The 24488-nt window shown below is 41.0% G+C and carries 16 protein-coding genes, 1 rRNA gene, 1 riboswitch and 2 other annotated features; of the genes, 5 read left to right on the forward strand and 12 right to left on the reverse strand.

Annotation, left to right across the window (positions count from 1 at the left end):
• Positions 1-113 precede the first annotated feature (113 nt).
• A riboswitch (TPP riboswitch) is annotated at positions 114-207 on the reverse strand.
• A gap of 146 nt (positions 208-353) precedes the next feature.
• Both ACT3CD_RS07290 and trxA read right to left on the reverse strand, forming a co-directional pair.
• A complete protein-coding gene (locus tag ACT3CD_RS07290) occupies positions 354-836 on the reverse strand; it encodes a thioredoxin domain-containing protein (protein WP_444644346.1) in 483 nt (160 codons plus the stop codon).
• A gap of 595 nt (positions 837-1431) precedes the next feature.
• Positions 1432-1791 (reverse strand): thioredoxin, encoded by a 360-nt coding sequence (gene trxA, locus ACT3CD_RS07295; RefSeq protein WP_444644348.1) that lies wholly within the window; start codon positions 1789-1791, stop codon positions 1432-1434.
• Between the two features lie 305 nt (positions 1792-2096).
• On the opposite strand from trxA, the gene ACT3CD_RS07300 reads away from it, so the two are divergent.
• Positions 2097-3506 (forward strand): CCA tRNA nucleotidyltransferase, encoded by a 1410-nt coding sequence (locus tag ACT3CD_RS07300; protein ID WP_444644350.1) that lies wholly within the window; start codon positions 2097-2099, stop codon positions 3504-3506.
• Between the two features lie 4 nt (positions 3507-3510).
• Positions 3511-4023: a TrmH family RNA methyltransferase gene (locus ACT3CD_RS07305; protein WP_444644352.1), complete on the forward strand. Its 513-nt coding sequence runs from the start codon at positions 3511-3513 to the stop codon at positions 4021-4023.
• A 9-nt stretch (positions 4024-4032) separates the two neighbouring features.
• On the opposite strand, the gene ACT3CD_RS07310 is transcribed toward ACT3CD_RS07305, so the two are convergent.
• Together ACT3CD_RS07310 and ACT3CD_RS07315 are read right to left on the reverse strand one after the other, a co-directional pair.
• The gene (locus ACT3CD_RS07310) at positions 4033-5076 is read right to left on the reverse strand and encodes an endonuclease/exonuclease/phosphatase family protein (protein ID WP_444644354.1); all 1044 of its coding nucleotides are present in this window, start codon (positions 5074-5076) and stop codon (positions 4033-4035) included.
• The gene (locus ACT3CD_RS07315) at positions 5077-6501 is read right to left on the reverse strand and encodes a hypothetical protein (RefSeq protein ID WP_444644356.1); all 1425 of its coding nucleotides are present in this window, start codon (positions 6499-6501) and stop codon (positions 5077-5079) included.
• 396 nt (positions 6502-6897) lie between these two features.
• On the opposite strand from ACT3CD_RS07315, the gene ACT3CD_RS07320 reads away from it, so the two are divergent.
• A complete protein-coding gene (locus ACT3CD_RS07320) occupies positions 6898-8094 on the forward strand; it encodes an AI-2E family transporter (RefSeq protein WP_444644358.1) in 1197 nt (398 codons plus the stop codon).
• A gap of 156 nt (positions 8095-8250) precedes the next feature.
• Here ACT3CD_RS07320 and mdh read toward each other — a convergent pair whose 3' ends face one another.
• The 6 genes from mdh to glmM form a co-directional block, all read right to left on the reverse strand.
• Positions 8251-9183: a malate dehydrogenase gene (gene mdh, locus ACT3CD_RS07325; RefSeq protein ID WP_444644360.1), complete on the reverse strand. Its 933-nt coding sequence runs from the start codon at positions 9181-9183 to the stop codon at positions 8251-8253.
• 242 nt (positions 9184-9425) lie between these two features.
• Positions 9426-10679: an efflux RND transporter periplasmic adaptor subunit gene (locus ACT3CD_RS07330; RefSeq protein ID WP_444644362.1), complete on the reverse strand. Its 1254-nt coding sequence runs from the start codon at positions 10677-10679 to the stop codon at positions 9426-9428.
• Positions 10680-10688: 9 nt separating this feature from the next.
• On the reverse strand, positions 10689-12179 hold the full coding sequence (locus ACT3CD_RS07335; protein ID WP_444644364.1) for a TolC family protein: 1491 nt from the start codon (positions 12177-12179) through the stop codon (positions 10689-10691).
• 27 nt (positions 12180-12206) lie between these two features.
• Complete coding sequence (locus ACT3CD_RS07340) at positions 12207-13562, reverse strand: ABC transporter permease (RefSeq protein WP_444644366.1); 1356 nt, start codon at positions 13560-13562, stop codon at positions 12207-12209.
• A gap of 58 nt (positions 13563-13620) precedes the next feature.
• Positions 13621-15039, reverse strand: a complete 1419-nt coding sequence (locus ACT3CD_RS07345) for an efflux RND transporter periplasmic adaptor subunit (protein WP_444644368.1) — start codon at positions 15037-15039, stop codon at positions 13621-13623.
• Between the two features lie 246 nt (positions 15040-15285).
• Positions 15286-16671 (reverse strand): phosphoglucosamine mutase, encoded by a 1386-nt coding sequence (gene glmM, locus ACT3CD_RS07350; protein WP_444644370.1) that lies wholly within the window; start codon positions 16669-16671, stop codon positions 15286-15288.
• Between the two features lie 267 nt (positions 16672-16938).
• On the opposite strand from glmM, the gene ACT3CD_RS07355 reads away from it, so the two are divergent.
• Entirely contained in the window at positions 16939-17826 is an 888-nt protein-coding gene (locus ACT3CD_RS07355; protein WP_444644372.1) for a pseudouridine synthase, read from the forward strand.
• Positions 17827-17879: 53 nt separating this feature from the next.
• Complete coding sequence (locus ACT3CD_RS07360; protein WP_444644374.1) at positions 17880-20237, forward strand: DUF5686 family protein; 2358 nt, start codon at positions 17880-17882, stop codon at positions 20235-20237.
• Here ACT3CD_RS07360 and ACT3CD_RS07365 read toward each other — a convergent pair.
• Together ACT3CD_RS07365 and rrf are read right to left on the reverse strand one after the other, a co-directional pair.
• Positions 20232-21635 carry a S41 family peptidase gene (locus tag ACT3CD_RS07365; protein ID WP_444644376.1) on the reverse strand — a complete coding sequence of 468 codons (1404 nt, stop codon included), beginning with the start codon at positions 21633-21635 and terminating at the stop codon, positions 20232-20234. The genes ACT3CD_RS07360 and ACT3CD_RS07365 overlap by 6 nt on opposite strands.
• Before the next feature lie 154 nt (positions 21636-21789).
• Positions 21790-21900, reverse strand: a 5S ribosomal RNA gene (gene rrf / locus ACT3CD_RS07370).
• An 87-nt stretch (positions 21901-21987) separates the two neighbouring features.
• Positions 21988-24237 (reverse strand) — a sequence feature (most likely nonfunctional fraction of RNA operon).
• Between the two features lie 102 nt (positions 24238-24339).
• Positions 24340-24488: a sequence feature (23S ribosomal RNA rRNA prediction is too short), on the reverse strand.

The raw sequence follows: 24488 nt of genomic DNA on the forward strand, positions 1-24488 counted from the left end.
GTAAGGAGATGCACACTTTCCCTTACCAGCATTACCCGGTCAGGTTCAGAGGGTATAATCTCAGCCTAAAAAAAGGCACCCCATTGTAGACAGTAGAGAAAGAAAAGGAGAAATCTGAGAAACAGATGATTTCCTGCGTCAGCATTACCTGCATCAGGTTCAAAGGGTGTAATCTCAGCCAAAAAAAAGGCACCCCTATCTTTCGGGTGCAAATTTAATAAAAAACAATAAAAGACAAACATCTCTCTTTTATATCGAATGTTATTTACAAAAAAGTCGGCCTGACAACAGGTCGACTTTTAATATAAATCATTACGATCCAATCCTTTTCGCGCTTACAATATAAATTAGAATTATTTTTCAACCTTCAAAAAATCTGTAATGAGTCGAACAAGTTCTTCTTTGGGTAGTAATCCACGAGCACCGGCAGGATCTGAGTTCATAGGAATAAACAGCATTGTGGGATAAGCCGAAACGCCAAAAGCAGCAGCCAATTCACGATTTTTCTCTGCATCTATCTTATACACCTGTATTTTACCGCCGTATTCACGCTGCAATTCAGCTAAAACGGGCGACAAACGCTTACAAGGGCCACACCATTCAGCATAAAAATCGATAATAGCAGGTTTATCTCCTTTATATTTCCACTCTGAATTATTTTTATAGTCAAAAACATGCTCTATAAATCCGGCTTCATCAAGCGGAATAACAGCTGCTTCACCCTCATCTGCTCCTGAAGTGAAAAGAATCGCTTCATTACCATTATTAGAGGCATCAGAGACTCCCGCCCCAACAACAAAAAAAACTATCAGAAAAGCTAAAAACGTATTTTTCATATATTCTAAACTTTAAATTCCCGAAGGAAGTTGAAACACTACTCAAAAATATCATTTACACCAGGAAGCTTTAGTTATTCGATTTGCGCAAACCTCAAAAACATATCTTTTTTTCTGGCAAGCACTAATTAGTGTTTGTCTGTAAAGTCAACTTCTGCGTTACGCTTGTCATAAAAACAGTCATTTACGAAAAGTAAACGCCTTGATTTTTATGACATCGCAAGCCTTGAATTTGAACTTTATATTTCAAACCCTTAGTTTATGAACAGACCCTAATTAACATCGATGTCAAACAAACTCGCTTTCTCTAAACGCATCCGCCCAAAAAAAGTTGTACTAAATTACATCTGCAACACAAAAAACAAAACCCCGGTATCCTACTAAAACTCATCTCAGAATAGGATAACCGGGGGTTTAATTAGCTATAGTCAATTTATCAAGCCCAATATCTGCGTAATGCTTGCTCTCTAAACATTCACTTACACCAGTACACTCACGTTCTTAGGCTACGAAAGCCTCAAAATCAAAGCATTCTAATCTGTCCACAATCGTTACCGGACTATCACCAACTATATAAACATCATAAAACACGGTATTACTTCTCTACTCCAAGTACATCTTTAAAGGCCTTCTCAAAAGTTTCTTTTGGAAGCGCCCCCATAGCCATTTGCGGTTGTCCCTCTTTAGGCACAAACAATATTGACGGAATACTCTGAATACCAAAAACAGCAGCCAACTCCTGTTCTTTTTCCGTGTTAACTTTATAAACATTCAATTTGCCATCATACTCATTCGACAGCTCGTCCAAAACCGGCGCTACCATTTTACAGGGGCCACACCAATCAGCATAGAAGTCAATTAAACAGGGCTTATCCCCATTAAAGCTCCACTCTTTATTGTTGGAATAATCGAATACTTTCTCTTTAAAAGTGTCAACATTTAAAAACTCAACCATAATCGTAAATTTTAAAAATTATCTAAATACAAAATTAATACTTATCTTCAATAATACAAACATCTAAATTTGTAAATAAGTTAATACAACCATTGTGCCAAAAAAAAAAGCCACAAACCAATAAGATTATAAATAAAAGCCCCCACCTTCACAAATTGTTCAAAAGACTAACAAATAAAGCATTACAGACGACAATTAAAAAATGTTGCGTTGACACTAAAAAACAAGACACGTGGCTTTAACTAAAAAATTGTAATTTTGGCAGTTCGTAAAATCTGCAACCTAATACAAACAACAAAGATTCGATGCAACAGCACCTGAAACACCCTATTTTTAAAGCCATATCAGACATTGCCGACCAAGCGGGTTTAGAGACATACGTTATCGGCGGATTTGTCAGGGACATTTTTCTGAAGCGTGAAAATCATGACATTGACATAGTCGTAATTGGCAATGGCATTGAATTGGCTGAAAAAACGGCAAAAAAACTGGGCGGACTAAAGGTATCCGTGTTTAAATCCTTTGGCACAGCCATGTTTCGCTATCGCGAAACAGAGGTTGAATTTGTTGGTGCCCGCAAAGAATCATATAATCATGACAGTCGCAAGCCAATGGTTGAAAACGGTTCACTCGAAGATGATCAAAACCGTCGCGACTTCACCATCAATGCGCTTGCAATCAGCCTCAACAATGCCACTTATGGAAAACTAATTGACCCCTTTGGCGGGTTAACCGACATTGAAAACGGCATCATACGAACCCCTCTGGATCCTGACATCACCTTTTCTGACGACCCCCTGCGCATGTTCAGAGCCATACGATTCGCTACCCAGCTCAATTTTCGCATCGAAGACACAACATTTAAGGCTATTTCAACCAATAAGGAACGCATTGCAATTTTATCACCGGAGCGCATTGGCGACGAGATCAACAAAATAATGATGACCCCGAGACCGTCAATAGGATTTAAATTGCTGGACAAAACGGGACTGTTGGCACTTTTTTTTCCCGAACTCACCGCCTTGAAAGGGGTGGAAACCATAAAAGGTCAGTCGCACAAGGATAATTTTTTCCATACGCTGGAAGTCCTGGATCAAATTACACCTAACAGTAGTGACCTATGGCTGCGTTGGGCGGCATTGCTTCACGACATTGCCAAACCTGTAACCAAACGCTTTGACCCTGTACAAGGGTGGACATTTCATGCCCATAATCACATCGGCAAAAAAATGATACCCCGCATCTTCAAAAGAATGCGACTGCCACTAAATGAAAAAATGAAATTTGTGCAACAAATGGTATTTCTGCACATGCGTCCCATCGCCTTAATTGAAGACGAAGTTTCGGATTCAGCCGTACGTCGTTTATTATTTGAAGCAGGCGACAATATAGACCAACTTATGACACTATGTGAAGCAGATATCACCTCTAAAAACAGAGAAAAAGTTGAACGCCATCTGCGCAATTTCAAAATTGTACGAAGAAAACTGCGTGAAATAGAAGCAAAAGATAAAGTACGTAATTTCCAGCCACCGGTATCAGGCGAACTTATCATGCGCACCTTCAATCTGCCACCTTGTCAGGAAGTCGGGACCATTAAAAGTGCCATTAAAGATGCCATCCTCGATGGAATCATTCACAACGACTATGATGAAGCCTATAACTACATGCTTAAAACAGGGGAAAAACTAGGACTCAGGAAAGCAGACCAATAACATCATGCAAAATCTCAATTCAAACAACTTCTTTCAACAAAAGCCATACGCCATAAAGCATCCATTCAGGCCAATCATTATTACCGACAACTTAAAAACACCTGAAAATATTGGTCAAATAATAAGACTTGCAGGAAATATTGGTTGCGAAGACGTTTTGGTGGTCAATGATTCTGAACGACCGCGGCTCTCAAAAATTAAACGAATGGGCGAAGTCGCAGGTCCTGTTGTAAATTGGCAATTCTGCACATCAGACGAACTATTTTCTCACATTCCGAAAGACTATATTTTGACCGCATTGGAAACAGCGCCTCAATCAACCAATCTTTTCAACACTACATTACCTCAAAAAATGGCATTAATAGTTGGCAATGAAATAAATGGAATCAGCCCGCTACTAATCCAAAAAGTACAGCTATCGATTCATATCCCGGTAACGGGGAATGTCAAATCCCTTAATGTATCACATGCTGCTGCGGTTTGTTTATTTGAATGGTTAAAACAGCAAATACAATAACAATCAAGATTAATCATGCAGCCCGGAGCAGGCCTGGTTATGATTAACCAAATCAATCCATACGGGCAAATGATCGCTGTATCCACCCTGATACTTATAGCCAACATAAGTACGAAAAGGTTTCTCCCCGCCATAATTTTCATCCCGCACCAGTAAAAAAGGCAAACGAATGATGCGAAGCTGTGGTGATTGCATGGCAACGCCCAGCGTATCAGTCAGCAAAGATCGGGAAACAATAATCTGGTCAAACACCGACCATTCATGCTGGTATTTCAAAGTTCCCACACCAGTGGGCAAATCAAGCGCCGGACTAACCAGCCAATTATCATCAGAGGGCGCACCAACATTCAAATCTACTCTAAAAATATCACTTTGCGGCGGCTCATTAAAATCGCCCATTATTATCACTTTTGACAGCTTGTTTTCACAAAAAAGAGAATCGGTAATATGCCGTACTGTTTTGGCCGCCAAACGACGTTTGGGATGCGTGGCAACGGCTCCTCCCCACCGGGAAGGCCAATGATTCACCAAAACAAAAAGCGTATCCGCATTATCAAGCAACGCTTTCACAAATAGAATATCTCGGGTAGGTCTGTCACCTTCTATTTTAACAGGAATGGGCTGCGAATAAAGGATTTTAACCCGTGTTGTTTGATACATCAGCGCCACATCAATACCTCTATTGTCAGGGGACTCATAATGAACCAAATCATAAGACAAATTTTTCAATCCGGTTTCATACAACATTGAATTAACAACCCATCTGTTTTCAACTTCGCATAGACCTATTATTACGGGAGCATTCCAGCCATTCGCGTTAACAATTACACGGCTCAGCCCCACCCATTTGCGCCTCAAACGAGTATACGTCCAGTGACGATGGCCCTCTGGCGTATATTCGTCATCATCCTTCAACGAATCATTACGTGTATCAAATAAATTTTCGGTATTGTAAAACATGATGCCAGCACTATTCCCGGCTTCAATTTTTGACTGAGCCACAACAGCCAAACAAAAAAAAGAAAAAAAACCAAAAGACAGAATAAATCTCATTTACTGACGTTCAATTCGCTCCATAAATCCAAGATCCGGAGCGACATCATCCAACCTATTATTCCCGGCATAATCCACAGAGTAATCACCTGCATATGCACTTGATCCGGCATCCACTGCCACAGATAAGGTATCAAGCTGGTAGTTAAAATCAGAAGTTGAAACAAAAAAAGGCGACTCATTAACAATAACCGCATTAAAATGTGTCTTATCGGCTAACTCATCATCTGTTAATGAAGATCGCAATAAAACATGATCGAATTTATAATCGACAACAGCCGTATCACCCCCTTCAAAATAACGGCCAAATTCATCGCCGGCCTGTCCATAAACAATACAATTATAGAAATTTGCCGTCAAATCGTAAATTTCAATTCCGGCACTTTCTTCCATATAATTAGAAAGGACAAGAGCAGGGGTGCCGCGAAACTTCCAGTTAAAATAATTAGCGATGGTGCAATGATAAAAGTCGTATTCACCTCCTAAAGTTAACGCGACCGAGGCACTCCCGCAATCGCCAAACAAACTGTTAGAAGCACGAATAGCTGAAGTCTGAGCCAAAAGACCTTGTTTGGCCGAGTGTTCGATGCGCGTATTAGAAATAATCAATGGATCACTATTATCAAGACCCACCGAATCGACGACTAAACCAATGGTCGCATTGCGAATTGTAGCATAATTAATCAAGCTGTTTTTACTGCCAGGCATCAAATAAATATACCCCCACTGTCCGGGAATATCCGTATACCATTCTTCCAACCTCGACCCGGCAAAAAGCACCGGTTCTTCGCGGGTGCCATTAACCACCAGACTTGCCCCCGAACGAACATTCAGAAAAGCATCCTGATAAAAATACAACCGAGCACCGGCATCTATCGTCAGGGTCTGCATCGAATCCACTTCAATCCAATCATAAATCAGGTATGGTTTTTCAGCCGTTAATTGAGTGGTCGCCAACTTCTGCTGCCGCATAACAACGACATCCTGACCGTAAGCCACCAATTTTACGTTCTGCACCTTTTCTTTGGTTATAAATTCAACCGAATCAGTCACTACAAAAGGCGTATTAACGCCTTCACCCGGATCTATTGTAACTTCAACAAAAACAAACAAACTGTCACCTGATCGCAATTCCACATCATTAAGCTCAACATCAGCTATTCCATCCACATTAATTCTAAACTTAGAATCTTCACCACCCACTAATTTTATACAGTCAATAACCATATCTGCGCCATATGGATTATAAACCCGAAAATAACGCGTAGCAGAACCTATAGAAGTAAAAATAGTATCAAACATAACAGTGTCGGTAGAGAAACTGATACCTTCATCTCCGCCCCTGAAAGAGTAATCACGTTCACACCCCCACCCGGCAGCAATCACTACCATCAACATAACCCATATTCTGAGGAACCTAATCATATCATACTAAATTTCATTATTTGTAAATAAATAACCGAAACAAAAAACTTCAAAGAATACGTCATTCACATTTTCAACACAATGCTTGACGACCAAGAGAAATAAGCCCACAAAGTCAGTCAATTTCAAATATTTGAAGACAAAAAACGCACTCATATTAAAGACAATAAATGTCTGATTTTTTGGCCATATTAAAATAACAAATAACGACTATCAATTATTGTACAAATATAATCATTTTTTACATTAATTAACAAAAGATATAACGTATTGCTAATACAATTGTTTCATTTTCAAATCAAATTAATTATTTATCTTTGTTTTGGACTGGGTTACGCCGTTATAAAAACTGTAACCCAAAAAATTAAAGGACCTAAAAAACCAAATAACACAGCAATGAAATCAAATCCGGACGAATACTATGAGTTACCATTTGCCTCTTCAAAACCGTACACCTTTGACCGGTTTGTAAGAATGCTGGTATCTATAGCAGTAATAATAGGAATTATAATGGCTGTGCGTGCAATCAGCAATGTATTGGTTCCTTTTTTTATAGCGTTACTGCTGGCATATTTAATGAATCCTATGGTGTTATTTATCCAGGAAAAATGCCGGGTAAAGCACCGTGGCATCTCGGTGTTTATAACACTTATCTTCTTTCTATCGGCTATTACAGGCGCATTGCTATGGCTAATACCCAAAGTACTGAACGAAATCACAAATATGTCGCAATTATTGAGAACCTACCTAAACACTCACGATTACCAGAGCATTATCCCAGGTGACATTCAGATTTTTGTAAAGGATATATTTGCGAATCAAAATTTCCAGGCCTTATTAAATGCCGAAAATGTAAAACAGATTACATCTATTATCTCCAACTCAATTCAATCGCTTTTCACCAGCTCCGTAAGTATTATTTCAGGCATAATAGGCGTTTTACTGGTACTTCTCTATCTGTTTTTCATCTCACTTGATTTTAAAAAACTGGAAAACAGCTGGCAAAACCTGATTCCATACAAACACAGAGGTTTAATCAACGATATTTCGGAAGATTTAAAACTTTCGATGAAAGTTTATTTTAGAGCACAAACAACTATAGCTATGATAGTTGGGGTTTTAATGGCCATTGGATTTTCAATAATCAATCTACCCATGGCAATAACGCTTGGATTATTTATAGGCGTGTTGAACATCGTTCCTTACCTACAGGTTGTGGGCTTCATTCCCGCTGTATTTCTATCACTACTTAAAGCCATTGAAAATGGGCAGGATTTTTTCCAGGTGTTTTTGGGAGTTTTCATTGTTATTGCCATAGTTCAGGTTATCCAGGAAACCATTTTAATACCTCGTATCATGGGCAAGGCTTACAATATGAACCCGGCAATAATATTGTTATCATTGTCGATTTGGGGAAGTATAATGGGCTTATTAGGCATGTTGCTGGCATTACCATTTACCACGCTTATCATTTCATATTATAAGCAACTGGTGCTTCGTGAAAAAGTTGAAAATCCGGTCAAACCAATGGCTTCAGAACCCCAAGATAAACCGGCTGAGCCCACTGTTGAAGAATCGATTGACAATAGCTAAAAAAAAGAGCGCCTTACCCGGCGCTCTTTTTTTTCAACTCAACGAATCAGAGTCTGTCTATAAAATTTAACTTCGGCGCTCTTTCTAACTACGTAAGCCTCAAAAATAAAGCTTCCTTATCGGATCGGACACCGGAGTTTTTGACCGTATCACTAATTATTTACTGATACGGTCAAGTACAGCCATTACTTCTTTAACATGATCGCGGCTGGTATTTAGAAGTTCTTTTTCTTCGGCCGTCAAATCCAACTCAATTACTTTTTCAACACCATTTTTACCCAAAACAACAGGAACGCCAAGGTAACAGTTGTCAATACCGTATTCACCTTCCAATTTAACACAAACAGGGAATACGCGTCTCTGGTCGCGGATGATAGCTTCAACCATTTGGGCAGCTGCTGAACCCGGCGCATACCATGCAGATGTACCCATCAATTTAACCAACTCACCACCACCTGCTTTTGTACGTTCAATGATAGCATTCAAAGTTTCTGCATCAATTAATTCGGTAACCGGGATACCTCCGACTGTAGTATAACGTGGCAGTGGAACCATGGTATCGCCATGACCACCCATTAAAACAGCTTGAATATCTTTAGGTGACACATTCAGCGCTTCGGCAAGAAAGGCACGGTAACGCGCAGTATCAAGGATACCAGCCATACCTATCACTTTAGTACGGGGCAATTTACTGGTTATATGAGCCTGATAGGTCATAACATCCAACGGATTGGAAACAATAACAATGATCGCCTCAGGTGAAAATTTAACAACTTGCTCGGTAACAGATTTTACGATTCCAGCATTGGTTTCAATTAAATCATCGCGGGTCATACCCGGCTTCCGGGGTAAACCTGAAGTAATAACAACAACATCCGAGTTGGCCGTTTTTGTATAATCATTGGTAACACCAACGGTACGGGTGTCATACTGGTTGATTGGGGCCTTCTGCCAAATATCCAAAGCTTTGCCCTCAGCAATACCTTCTTTGATATCAATCAAAACCACTTCGTTGGCTACTTCACGATAGGCCAACACATCAGCACAAGTAGCACCTACGTTTCCTGCTCCTACAACTGTAACTTTCATATCTAGCTAATTTTAAATTGTAAATTTCAATTTATAAACACTCTAAATAAATATAAAGGTTTTATAATTCTTCAGCAAATATAAAGAAGGCAGCTGAATTACAGAAAAATTTCTTCATTTTTTTTACCACCATTAAAAACACCATAACAAACTACACAACAGCGCAATAACAAAAAAAAGCTTTCATAACACTGTTTATGAAAGCTTTTTTAACCTATTTGCGCAATAAAAAAAGAAAGCCTTTAAAGCGGAACCGATTTAATTGCATCCAAATTGTCTGGAATATGAAACATAACACGGTCACCTTCGTCAAGACCGCCAACTAATCGGTAATATGTATCGTTTTCGCCATCGACTTTAATCTCCTGCTTCACCACAGAAAGTCCCTCCCGCTTGTATACAAAAAAAGGAAATTCATCGTCAGAAAAAACAGCCAGACGCGGGACCATCAAAGCTTCAGGGATCGACTCCACAACAATGTGATTGGTTGAAGTCATGCCAGGCAACAACTGTTGCCCATCGGGTTCAACTTTTATTTCTACTTTAAAGCCATTAAAAAATTCCCCCTCAACCTCCTGCCCTACATTAGCGACTCGGGTCACCACGCCCGTAAACTTCTTTTCAGGAAAAGCATCAATTGTAATCCTCACTGGGAGCCCCGGTTTCACTTTTGGAACTTCAATTTCCTGAATTTGCACAACTGACTGCAAGGTTGATAAATCAGGAAGTGTGGCAATAAGCGGTTCCCATCGGCTAACATAGGATCCGATCCGGACTTTCTGACTATTGTTTCCCTTGGCATATACGACCAATCCATCGGAGGGCGCTGTAACATATAAATCACGTTTAAGCTGCTGCAACGTTTCAAGCTCCTGCTGTTCTTCTTCCAGCAACTCACGGGCTCGTTGGATATGTAATCTATGCTTACGTTCAAGCTGTACATAATTGCGTTTTTTCTGCTCCCACTGACGCCGGGCAGCTTCCAGATTGATTTCAGCCTGCCGTTGCACTGCTTTGGATTCGTAAACCGATTGCTCCACCTCAATCTCCTTATCCTGCACTTTATCATAGGAGACACGAATATTGTCACGAGCATCTGATAATACGAGAGAACTATCAATCTGAGCATTCTCAAGATTATTCTTAAGCAATTCCAGATTATCCATAGAACTTCTCATCTTCTCTTCCACTTCAGCCGGATCGAGCGTTGCCACATAATCACCCTTCTTAACGACAGTCCCTTCTTTTACAATATCGGTAATTTGCAGCCCACGGATACGTACGCTTCGGTTTGTAAGCACTTCAGGAATCATTATTCGCGTTGCCTCCAAGGCCTCTAGCTCTCCGGTGGCCGATACAAGAATTTCAAAATCGCCTTTTACCACCTTTGCACTTTCAGGTTCACTGTCGTCATTTTGATTCGCAAACCAATATCCCAACAGTGTTATCACAACCAAAACCAAAGGAATTATCAACTGCCATTTTTTCTTCATCATGCCAAATCTTTATTGTTGCAATAAGCTATCCAATTCTTCAAGTAAAGAACGGTCATTTTCAAAATCGAATAAAGTAAGCTGTCTAATACCAAAATAACTCACCCAATACTTACGCAATGCGTCAATATAACTTCTACGGGCGGCATCCAGAGAATTACGGGCCGAATTAAGACGAATCACATCAACTTTATCAATTAAAAAACGCTGTTTGGTAACCTCATACCCCAATTGTGCGATGGTATCTGCTTTAGCCGCAATTTCAACTTGCTCTTCCTGAAGGTTAAAATCCAAAACACTTATAACCGCATCCTGTTCAAAATCGAGGAGAGCCTGTTTCACAGTGGCTTCCGTCACCTCCCTATTTGAACGGGCCATTTCAATCTGCCCTTTGCGTTGTCCCCAATCCATAACAGGTGCACTTAAACCCACGCGAATTTGTTGCTGTTCAAGAAACGGACTTTTATAAGCCATATCCAGATCATCGGCATTTTTATTGACCCCAAGATTTGCGCGAATACTAGCACTTAATCCACTTTCAGAACGTGTTTTCGCCACATCCCGCTCGGCCTCTAACATCTCCTGTTTATATTGCATAATATCAGGATTATTTTCCATCGCCAGAGCCAGAGCCTTGTCAACATTCACCTTCAATTCAGGCACTTCAGAAGGAATTACGCAATTTATCTGAAAATCGTCATCTACGCCGAGAAAAGAATTCAATGATGCACGAGCTTGTTTAATGCTTATTTCTGAACGACTCACGGCCAAACGGGCGTTTAATAAACTAAGCTCCAAATCAAGTAATTCATCCTGAGTTACGGTTCCTATTTCAAAACGCCCCTTGCCAATTCTGTAGAGTGTATCGGCATTACTATAATTAACTTCCGCAATTCGTTTATTGATCTCGGCCGTAGCCACATTGAAAAAATAATTAGTAACCTGAATTGACAACGACTCGAGCGATTGCAGATACTCCAGTTTGGCTTGCTCGAATTTAAGCGGTTCAATTCGGGCCTCCCAGCGGTAGGGGTTATAACCATTCAAAGACTGCGTAAAACCAACACTCACCGGAACCGTTGCATATTCCACGCCATCGTTATCGAGATTCTGAATACGGGAAGCCGATGTTGTAACATCAAAAACGCCACCGGTAAAAGGCACTATTTGCTCCAAAGATAAAGCAACATCAGAGGTAAAGTCAGAAGTAGATACAAATTTATAACCTTCCTCTTCAGAAATAAACTGGCTGCTAACAGACCGGTCAAAATTGACAGGCGTAGAACTCAAAGTCAGTCCTGGCAGCCTATCCGCCTTATAACTTCGAAATTCCCAATAACTTGCCAGGTACATATTTTTTTGCCTAAAACTATAAAGAGACTGCCGTTGGGCCAGATTAATGACTTCGTCGAGCGTCATGTCTACTTCAACAACCTTCTTCTCCTGTGCCTGTAAAAAGCCATAAACAAAGACAAACAACAATAAAAGCAACTGTTTCTTCATCCTAATAATATATTATTTACTTCTAAATTAATGACGCAATGATTCCACGGGATCCTGATCGGCCGCACGCTTGGCCGGTATATATCCAAAAACAATTCCGACAGAAGCCGACACCCCAAATGCAACAAGGACCGAAAACAAACTAACAACAGTTTGGATATCGGCCATAACATTAATTAACTGTGCCAGTATAATCCCCAGAATAATTCCAATCATTCCACCTGTAACACTAATAAGCGTAGACTCGGCTAAAAACTGAACAACAATATCCTTTTTAGATGCGCCAATGGCCTGCCGTGTACCAATTTCACGTATGCGCTCCCAAACGGAGGCCAACATTATATTCATAATTCCTATCCCTCCAACGATCAACGAGATACTGGCAATAGCTCCCAGCACAATATTAAAAATATCATTGGTTTTTTGCTGTTGTTTAAGCAGTAACTCAGGCACTGTCACCTCAAAGTCAAAAATATCGGAATGACGACGCAATAACATACGTTTAACAATATCTGCCGTAGCACTAAGCATCTCTGTTTCTACAACCTGAACAATAATCTTATCCAACTGGTTAACAGATGTCGTACTAGTTGTTTCAGTTGACTCAGAAGAAGCGGAAGCTCCCCCTCTCACCACACTTTCCATTTTTTCAGGGTCGAGCCGGGCCCGATCTTTAAAACGTAACAACATTGTTTTTACCGGTACAAAAATTTTATTGTCGGTACTACTGATCCCCATCTCATCGGAAGCCGAAGCGGTAAAATCACGCTTTTCAATAAGCCCGATTACTTTAAGCCATGTGTCTCCACATTTTATATATTTTCCAATGGGATCCTGCGTCGAAAAAAAACGATTACGGATATTATCACCTATCACGCAAACAGGAAAACCTCCGGCACTCTGTTCAGCATTAAAAACAGTGCCATCTGTTAGCGTCACATTTAACAATTCAAAATAGGTCGCAGAAACGCCTTCCAAAGAGACCGGATAGCTTCTACCCTTCAAAACGGCATGATAATTCAATGAAATAACCGGACTAACTTTCGAGACAGTAGGAATGCTTTCTTTAATAGATTCGGCATCAAGTAAAGTCAGGCCCGGTGAAAAACGTTTAACATTACCAACAGACGACTGTGCATTCTCGGACGATGAAATTGACATTTCGGTTGGTGTTACAATAATATTGTTAACTCCCACCAGTTTAATCTGCTCCAGCACCTCCTGCTGGGCTCCTTTGCCAATAGCCAACATACTAATAACAGCAGCTACACCAAACATAATACCCAATGCTGTGAGCATCGATTTCAGCTTATTAGCCAAAATCGCTTCTACGGCAATGATAACGTTATGAAAATATCTTGTAAATAAATAAATCAACTTCATAGATCCAGCGTTAAAAAATTACATCCTAAAAAAAGGTTCCGTGAAAGCCCTTTTAAGATTAGCGTCGACGAGCGTTTCCACCGGGAAATTCACCGCGGGGCTTAACGGGACGTTTCTCTGCTTTTGGTTCCGCTTTTTTCCTGGTCGCTTCCTCTTGCGCCTTCAAAGCTTTTTCTTTTATTTTATTATAAATATCAATACCTTCGAGTGTGAGATGTTCCGTTTCGAAAGGCGCATTGAGAAGCACTGTCTGATTCTCTTGCAACCCCTCATTAACGACCACAAAATTGTCGTTTTCTAACCCGGGATCAATAATCTGTTTCACCAGTTCATTCTTTTTATAGGTGAAAACATATCGCATGGAATCAGTTTTAAACACGGATTCGAGAGGAACAAACAAAACATCTTCAAGATTTTGAACTGTAATAACATTGCTCGTTGTCATGGCAGGCCGTAAATCGGGATCTGTGCCAAAAATCTTTATCACCACTTCAAACACTTTAGTGTCGCCATTGGGTAAAGTCTGTCCAATATTAGCCACAGAAATAACCTCCCCATCAAAATGTTTATCAGGAAAAGCATCGACACCAACCTGAACCTTCTGCCCTACCGCCACTTTTGAAATATCAATTTCATTGATATAAGTTTTGGAAATCATGGAAGACAAATCTGGTAATTCGGCAATACGGGGCATCCAGCGGCTCACGGAGCTTCCAACCTGAATCTTACTCCCAAATCGATCATAACTATAAATTACCATCCCTGGCTTGGGCGCTCGCACGTCCAAGGCTTTAAACAGCCGCTCGATATCCTGAACTCTTTCACGGTCTTTCTTAACCTCTTCCATTGCCCGGGCCACACTATTTCGTGCCTGCTGCTCTTTCAGCTCATAATTACGCAGCGACTGTTCCAGATTTTTCTCAGCCCTCTCCAAATCCAAACCAGCCTGACGTTTCACCGCCGGAGACTCATAAACGGACTGTTCTAGCACCAATTTTTGTTCTTCAACAGCCATACGGGCATCCAGCAAGCCATCCCTCAAATTACTCATATTAATATTTGTGTCGATACGAGCATCCTGCAATGCTTGCAACGATTTCTCCAACTCATCCTCAGCCGTGTTCATAATCTCCTCAACAGCACTATGATCCAACGAAGCAACAAAATCGCCTGCCTTAACAACAGTCCCTTCCTCCACCAAGTCAGTTATTTTAATCTCAAAAATATTAATACGACGACTTGATAACTCTGTAGGGACATCGATAGATGTCGAATTTTCAGCCTGAAGTTGTCCGGTAGAATGAACCTCGGCTACAAAATTGCCTCTTTGAACCTTTGCTTCGACTAAAACATCTCCAACAATTGACGGCCCCTTAAAAAACCAAAAAGCCAAAACTATTGCTACAATAGCTACCCCAGCAATCAGGACCCAACGATTTCTTTTTTTATTCTGCATTTTTACAAACTGATTTTTCATCTAAGACAAGTTCAACAAAGGATAGTTTAAAACCCAAATGCGCTATTTTAAAAAAAGGAGTTAACCGGTCAAAGCCAACTCCCTAAAAAAATAGTATTAGCAAGAAAATATTATTTTTTCGTCACGCGCGCTTTCAAAATAGTCATTAACACCAAAAAACTTGTGTTTTCAATACTTCCAAAGCCTCAAAAATAAAAATTCCTTATCTTCCACAAGAGTTTTCTTACAAACAATATATTAAAAAGGTTAAACCATTTTATGTATCACCTCAATAATGTCATTTGCCAATTGTTTAGCCTGCAATTCAGATTTTGCCTCCGAATAAATACGAATGATAGGCTCGGTATTAGATTTTCGAAGATGCACCCAACTATCAGCAAAATCAATTTTCACACCATCAATCGTAGTTACTTTCTCAGTATTATATTTTGCCTCAATCTGCTTAAGTATCAGATCTACATCAACGCCGGGCGTCAGTTCTATCTTATTCTTAGACATGAAATAAGTCGGATACTTTTTCCTTAAATCCGAGCATTTCACACCCGATTTTGCCAAATGCGATAAAAATAATGCAATTCCGACCAATGCGTCACGCCCACTATGACAAGCCGGATAAATAACCCCACCATTACCTTCGCCACCAATGACCGCCTTAACCAACTGCATTTTGGCAACAACGTTAACTTCACCCACAGCAGCAGCATAATAATTTCCGCCATGCGCCTCAGTCACATCACGCAAGGCTCTGGTTGAACTTAAATTAGACACAGAATTACCCGGCTGATGCGACAAAATGTAATCGGCCACGGCTACCAGAGTATACTCCTCACCAAACATAGAACCATCTTCATTTATAATAGCCAATCGATCAACATCGGGATCGACAACAAATCCGACATCAGCTTTTTCCTTTTTCACCACGCCCGCTATCTCCGTCAAATGCTCAGGCAATGGCTCCGGATTATGCGGAAACAATCCGGTTGGTTCACAATAAAGTTCGACCACCTGCTTCACTCCTAAAGCTTTCAATAGTGCTGGAATGGCCAACCCACCCACAGAGTTAACCGCATCAACAGCAACTTTAAATCCCGCTTTACGGATTGCCTCAACATCAACCAACTCCATAGCCAACACAGCATCAATATGATTACGTAAAAAATCAGGTCGATCAGAAACCTTTCCAATGGCATCCACATCACAATATTCAAACAATTGACGATCAGCAATTTCGAGTACACGTGCACCTTCTTCTGCATTCAAAAATTCGCCTCTGTTATTAAGCAGTTTAAGGGCATTCCATTGCTTTGGGTTGTGACTGGCCGTAATAATAATACCACCATCCGCCTTATAATTAATAACCCCCAGTTCAGTTGTAGGTGTAGTAGCCAACCCCAAATGAATCACATCAATACCAACCCCTTGCAATGCTCCAATAACCAAATTTTTAACCATCTCGCCAGATATGCGAGCATCTCTGCCAACGACCACTGTTGTCTTTGGTTTGTTCAGCGAAGCTTTAAGCCACATGCCATAAGCCGAGGTAAACCGAACCACATCAATTGGGCTAAGCCCCTCTCCGGGTTGCCCGCCAATGGTTCCCCGTATTCCTGAGATGGATTTTATTAAAGTCATTATTCGTTAAAATTTTATTATTACAAATTTGAATGCAAACTTGCAACGTGTTTATAATCAAGACAATACATAAAAACAAAAATAGTCTAATCGTTAGAAATAAAAAAACATAGATTCATTAACAACATCCTGTCAAAATGAAAACAATCTTTTTTATAATTTCGCCCAGGATCTATTTGCAAAGATAATTTAAAAAGAACTGCTAACCCATTAAATTTTCGCAACTTTACACCTGAAAAACAACACAAAATAAAAGATTAAGCAACAATGGAAAGAAGGCAAAACACCAGAAATTCAAAATATAACCGAAAAAACGCAAACCCAAAATTTGACCGGCAGAGCGACCACCGAAAACACTCTGAGCACACCTCGGCCAAAAAAAATCAACCTCAGACTCCCCAAAAGCCTACCTATAAGCAAGACGAAGACGAAATACCTGATACAATTCGTTTAAACCGGTACATTTCTAATAGTGGTGTTTGCAGTCGTCGCGATGCCGACAAATTAATTGCTGAAGGTCGGGTTACTGTTAACGGAAAAGTGGTAACCGAATTGGGAACGAAAGTGAAATTGAAAGATGACATTCATTTTAACGGAAAACGTTTAAATCCGGAAGCCAAGGTATACATACTGCTTAATAAACCCAAAGATGTTGTAACAACGGCATCCGATCCGGAAAAACGGCGTACCGTTTTAGATCTTGTGGCTGACGCCTGTGATGAACGTATTTATCCGGTTGGACGTTTGGACCGAAACACGACAGGCTTACTACTTCTTACCAACGATGGCGATTTGTCGAAGAAACTAACACACCCATCTTCAGAGGTGCGAAAAATTTACCATGTTTATTTGAACAATCCGCTTACTAAAAACCATCTTACAGACATCCGAAAAGGTATTGAACTGGAAGATGGACTGATAGAAGTAGACGAAGTAAACTATGCAGATGCCGAAGACAAATGTCAGGTTGGAGTAGAAATACATTCGGGAAAAAATCGAATTGTACGACGCATTTTTGAGCACCTTGGTTACAGAGTTGAAAAATTAGACCGGGTTTATCTTTCCGGGTTAACCAAGAAAAATTTACCACGTGGCAAATGGCGCTATCTCTCCAACGATGAAGTAAAGTTTCTTAAAGCAGGAATCATGAAATAGACGACTAGTTGAGTTGATAGTAAAACTCGTCTATCCTCAGAAAACACAGAGCTATGCAAAACGTCAAACGACTAATCGTTTACATTCTGCTCGTCATACCAATATATATATTTGCGCAAACAGGCAAAAGCTACTATGTTAAAGATGTTATAACGGGCGAACCGGTACCGTTTGCCAATATTGTATTACAACCGGATAAAACAGGAACTGTAAGCCAAATTGATGGTTCATTTCGACTAACCTCAGATGCGCATTTCACGCGTCTCGAAATTAGCTGTATGGGTTACAAAATGCGACAAATAGATGCCGATTCGCTATCAGAAATCGTACTGATGCAACCGCTGCATTTTGAGATCCCGGAAGTCAAAGTTATTCCCCAAATGAATCCCGCGTTACAAATTATGCAACGTGTTTATAACAACCGACAGCGTAATAACCCAGATTTAGCCACATCTTATTCGTGCCTCATTTACCACAAAATGACCTTTGGCATGGCACTCCCCGATACCATCGATGGAAACAATGAAGAACTCAAACGGCTGTATGACTTCAATAAAAACAATTATCTTTTATTGCTCGAATCGGTTTCAGAAAAAAAGAACCAACCCCCGAACCTATCCAACGAACGGATCATTTCGGGACGCGTGAGTGGTTTTAAAGATCCGACATTAGCCATCCTCCCATCCCAAATTCAACCATTCACATTTTATAATGAAAAGCTGGAACTGCTCTCTGCTATCGTTACAAATCCCATTTCAAAAACCGGTTTAAAGGAATATATTTTCCAGCTTAAAGACACTCTGATAGAAGCATCGGGCGACACCATTTTTTATATCACATTTGAGCCTAAACAAAAAAGTCGAATCAAAGGACTGCAAGGCTCCATGCACATCCACACACCTTCTTATGGCATCAAAACAATATCAGCCACCACATTGCAACACCAGACCCCATACATTTTATCAATCCGTCAGAATTATGTGCGCTATAACAATAAATACTGGTTTCCCGAACAGCTTGAAACCCACTTAACGCTCACACAAAAAATAAATGGAAAACCGCTTCCATTTCCACTTATTGGCGAAGGGAAAAGCATCGTAACAGCCATCAATTTAAACCTAAAATTTAATATAGATGATTTCAGCCGTCTTTCACTGATTGATGAATCACACCAACCAACAGCCCCTGCTATTGCCTCCTTTCGTAAAACAGCGCTCACCCACAAAGATTCCGTTACGTATATAAAAATGGACAGCATTGGGCAAAAATTAAAATTTGACAAATTAATATCACTCCAAAAAAATCTGATTCAAGAGCAACTCCCTTTCGGGATCTTTAATATCGATTTAAATCATGTTTTGGACTACAATAATTATGAAGGTCTAAAAATAGGATTGGGTCTGGAAACTAACGAAAAGATATCGAATAAAATATCTTCCGGCGGATTCTATATGAGAAGTTTACGATCGACGCATAATAATTATGGCGGTCACATAAAACTCTTTTTCAGTCGCATCAAAGAGCAATCGCTAAAAATAGCGTATTCCAACGAACTCAAAGAAACCGGCCAGTTTCGTTTTCTGGATGGCTTTGATCAACTATCGAATGAACGATACCGACGCTTCTCTGTCGAAATAATGGATAAAACTAAAACGTATGAAACAAGTTTTACAACACGCATTTTATTAAACCTGAAGACGCGCTTTACGATCAACTACGAAACAGTTACCCCGGTAATGCCATATCCATACACTTTAGACCAATCCCTTAACGAAGCCTTTTGTCAATATGAGAGTACATTACAGATAAAATATCAACCATCGCTACAGCTGGCAAGCACGGGGTTCGGGCTACTACCACGAGGTGGCATCTATCCAGCATTTTGGGGAAATATATCGGCAGGCAGCATAGATAATAAATATTATCAAAAAACAGAATTTCAGGCCGAGCATCAAACCAAAATCACAAACACCATAAAGATGGCTGCTCGCATTACTGCCGGACATCTTTCCGGTACTGTAAACCCAACACAGCTATACAGTGCGTTCGGCTCATACAGCAAATTAGGTCTTGAGACCAAATACTCGTTTGCAACCATCCGGCCTGCTGAATTTGGAGCCAGTTCTTTCGCGCTCCTTTTTTTAAGAGCTACGATACCTACCAATCAAAATCAATTATGCCAATTTAAGCCTGAAATAAATCTGTCGACTTCAGCCGGATGGGGCCATGCTGACACTCCGACAAGAACATTTTCAAAAGGCTTATACGAAACCGGCATCTATATAGAGAATTTACTGAAACAAAATTTCATCAAATATGGAATAGCTGTTCACTACAGGTATGGTCCTTACCAACTTCCAACTTTTCACGATAACATAGCCATCAAAATCGGTCTTGAAATTGGGCTATAATTCGCCCATGAACAAAAGCCTCCTCTTAGTTTCCTGACGGAAAGTTATATATTTCAGAAGTTTCGTCAGAACCGGATCGCCCCCCTGTAAATATTCGTTAACACGATACGGCAACATCACATCCGGAAATAAAACACCGTCAATAGCCCTGGTATAATCTTCATATTGTACCGTAGATATAAAAAAAGCGGCAATCCCCGACCGCGCTTCTACCACCTCTCCGTATTTCAAGGCATTATGCACCAATGGCTCGCCCACAACAGTTCCAATTTTATTGTATTGTATCAAATTAGCCAGACATGCAGCCATAGAGCCCGTATTTCTGCTTACCAAAACATAAATATTAAGTTCTTTGGAAAAAGATGAAGGCACTAACTCTAATTCATGCATCACCAAACGTTCGGGCAAATTCACTAAATCTCCAACGCGCTCAGAGGGCAAAAAATACTTATCAATATTTTCAGAAGATAGCTTCACTTTAACATTTTTCTGATAATGCAAAACTGATTTTCTTGAAATCAAAGACAGTATATCTTCCAGATAATCTCCGCTACCACCGGGATTTCGTCTCAAATCCAAAATTAAATTTTTATAGCCAGTCCGCTTTAATTTCGAAAGAAACCCATTTAAATCTTCAGCAATTTTTCGATTGTCATCAAACTCATCAATTCTAAAATAACCAGTTAAATAAGCGGGAAAAATTCTGGAAGCATCCTGGCTGTTAACTGCCCTGTAATAATCGACCATGGAAATACCATCCACTATCAAATACTTCCTAACTCCTTGTCGTTCAACAAGCAGATGATAATTGTCCGAAAAATTAAAATGAGCCTGACTTTGTATCAAAGGTGCATGTAAATATCTATCGGAATAGGCATAGTGAAGGTATTGACGGGCAGGCACCTGATTGATTTCTAAAACACAATCCCCCGGCTTCAGAATTGATGAAAACGACGCATCCACCAACAATGTATCACCAAAACGAATTAAACTAAATGGCCAGACTTTAATCATTTTGCCAGTCACTCGTTTCCCATCCCGATACAAATGAGGCACCAATCTAAAATGAGGATCCTCTCTGGTAATAAGATCAAAAAAACGTCTTTGCAAAAAAATGGCATCCGTTGAAGACACCATCGTATCAGGGAAAGTGAAGCCTTCTGCTCTAAAAACTGAATCAATAAAAGCAGTCCCGGCCAATCCCGATAAGTTTGGATGAATAGCACTACATGCCTCAATATTATCCTGTAGAGCCCTGCGCGAAACATGAACCACCGGGTTATCAAGAATCTCTGAACAGGCCACAGAACTCCCAGCTCCCCAATTTTTACAACTTAAAATTATAAAAACCAGAAAAAAAGAAACAGTAAATAGTAAAATGATTCGTTTCTTAAACATAACAGCCTTAGCACCTAATAATAATCAGACCATCCAAAATAGAACTAACGAAATTATCAATAAAAAAGATACAAAGCACAAAAAAATTATTCACCCCCCGCTATAGTAAAACGCAAAAAAGCCGACTCATAACTGAATCGGCTTCTTTTTTTAAGAAAGGCAGCGACCTACTCTCCCACTGTTACGCAGTACCATCGGCGCTATAGGGCTTAACTTCTCTGTTCGGAATGGGAAGAGGTGGAACCCCTATGCTATAACCACCTTAATTTCTTCAGGATTTTAATCCTTATAAGGTTAACACAACTGAATCTGAAAAAGAAAATACCACAAATTGTTCCGTGCTCAGAAAGCTTCGGGTAATTAGTACTGCTCGGCTTTGATGTTGCCATCTTTACACCTGCAGCCTATCAACGTCGTAGTCTCCAACGTCCCTTTATGGAAATCTCATCTTGAGGCGGGCTTCGTGCTTAGATGCTTTCAGCACTTATCCCTTCCACACGTAGCTACTCAGCTATGCCCCGGGCGGGACAACTGATACACCAGCGGTATGTCCATCACGGTCCTCTCGTACTAATGACAGGTCCTCTCAAATTTCCTACGCCCACAACAGATAGGGACCGAACTGTCTCACGACGTTCTGAACCCAGCTCGCGTGCCACTTTAATGGGCGAACAGCCCAACCCTTGGGACCTTCTCCAGCCCCAGGATGTGACGAGCCGACATCGAGGTGCCAAACCGCCGCGTCGATATGAGCTCTTGGCGGCGATCAGCCTGTTATCCCCGGAGTACCTTTTATCCTTTGAGCGATGGCCCTTCCATACGGAACCACCGGATCACTATGCCCTAGTTTCCTACCTGTTCGACTTGTCGGTCTCACAGTCAAGCACCCTTATACCATTACACTCTGCTGACGGTTACCAATCGTCATGAGGGTACCTTTGGGAGCCTCCGTTACTCTTTTGGAGGCGACCACCCCAGTCAAACTACCCACCAAGCAATGTCTCCGCCGCTGGCGGATTAGATTCCGAATAAGCAAAGGGTCGTATTTCAACGATGACTCCCCGATACCTGGCGATACCGGCTCATAGTCTCCGACCTATCCTACACATCACTTACCCAAAATCAATGCTAAGCTGCAGTAAAGGTTCACGGGGTCTTTCCGTCCCGTTGCGGGTAATCGGCATCTTCACCGATACTACAATTTCACCGAGCTCATGGCTGAGACAGTGCCCAGATCGTTACACCATTCGTGCAGGTCGGAACTTACCCGACAAGGAATTTCGCTACCTTAGGACCGTTATAGTTACGGCCGCCGTTTACTGGGGCTTCAATTCAATGCGTCTCTTACGATAACATCTCCTCTTAACCTTCCAGCACCGGGCAGGTGTCAGGCCATATACGTCATCTTTCGATTTGGCATAGCCATGTGTTTTTGTTAAACAGTCGCCTGGGCCATTTCTCTGCGCCCCACACATCGCTGCATGGGGTCCCTTTATCCCGAAGTTACAGGGTTAATTTGCCGAGTTCCTTAGCCATGAATCACTCGAGCGCCTTAGTATACTCAACCCAACTACGTGTGTCCGTTTACAGTACGAGCCGCTATACTCGCTTTTCTTGGAAGTGGCTGCTTATCTTCGCTTCGGCCGAAGCCTAGGCTCAGCGTACTATTCCGTCAGTACCCAGATATCTCACCTCTCCGTCACTTTCTTTGTATAGCGGGTGCAGGAATATTAACCTGCTTTACATCGGTATCGCCCTTCGGCTGAACCTTAGTCCCGACTTACCCCCGGATGATTAGCATTGCCGGGGAAACCTTAGTCTTTCGGCGTGGGGGTTTTTTACCCCCATTATCGTTACTTATGCCTACATTTGCTTTTCCAATTACTCCACAATACCTCACGATATTGATTCTACGTCATTGGAATGCTCCCCTACCACTCTGTACTTTAGTACAAAATCCATAGCTTCGGTAGTATGCTTATGCCCGATTATTATCCATGCACGGTCGCTCGACTAGTGAGCTGTTACGCACTCTTTAAATGAATGGCTGCTTCCAAGCCAACATCCTAGCTGTCTCTGCAACCATACCGCGTTATCTTCAACTTAGCATACATTTGGGGACCTTAGCTGATGGTCTGGGTTCTTTCCCTTTCGGACATGGACCTTAGCACCCATGCCCTCACTCCTAATAATCATTTTACAGCATTCGGAGTTTGTCAGGATTTGATAGGCGGTGAAGCCCTCGCGTCCTATCAGTAGCTCTACCTCTGTAAAACTTTATTAAGGCTGCACCTAAATGCATTTCGGGGAGTACGAGCTATTTCCCAGTTTGATTGGCCTTTCACCCCTACCCACAAGTCATCCAAAAACTTTTCAACGTTTACTGGTTCGGTCCTCCACTGCGTGTTACCGCACCTTCAACCTGCTCATGGGTAGATCACTAGGTTTCGCGTCTATCCCTACCAACTTAACCGCCCTGTTAAGACTCGCTTTCGCTTCGGCTCCGTTACTTGAATAACTTAACCTTGCTGGTAAGGTATAACTCGTAGGCTCATTATGCAAAAGGCACGCCGTCACATTTTAAAATGCTCCGACCGCTTGTAGGCGCACGGTTTCAGGTACTTTTTCACTCCCCTATTCGGGGTACTTTTCACCTTTCCCTCACGGTACTGGTTCTCTATCGGTCTCTCAGGAGTATTTAGCCTTACCGGATGGTCCCGGCTGATTCACACAGGATTTCTCGTGTCCCGCGCTACTCAGGATACTCGCTAATTAGTATTAATTTACATGTACGGGATTATCACCCTCTTTGATTTAACTTTCCAGTTAATTCCATTTCTTTAATACTTATCA

The sequence above is a fragment of the Geofilum sp. OHC36d9 genome (genome assembly GCF_052400685.1).
In the GTDB taxonomy this organism is placed as follows: domain Bacteria; phylum Bacteroidota; class Bacteroidia; order Bacteroidales; family Marinilabiliaceae; genus CAZHHH01.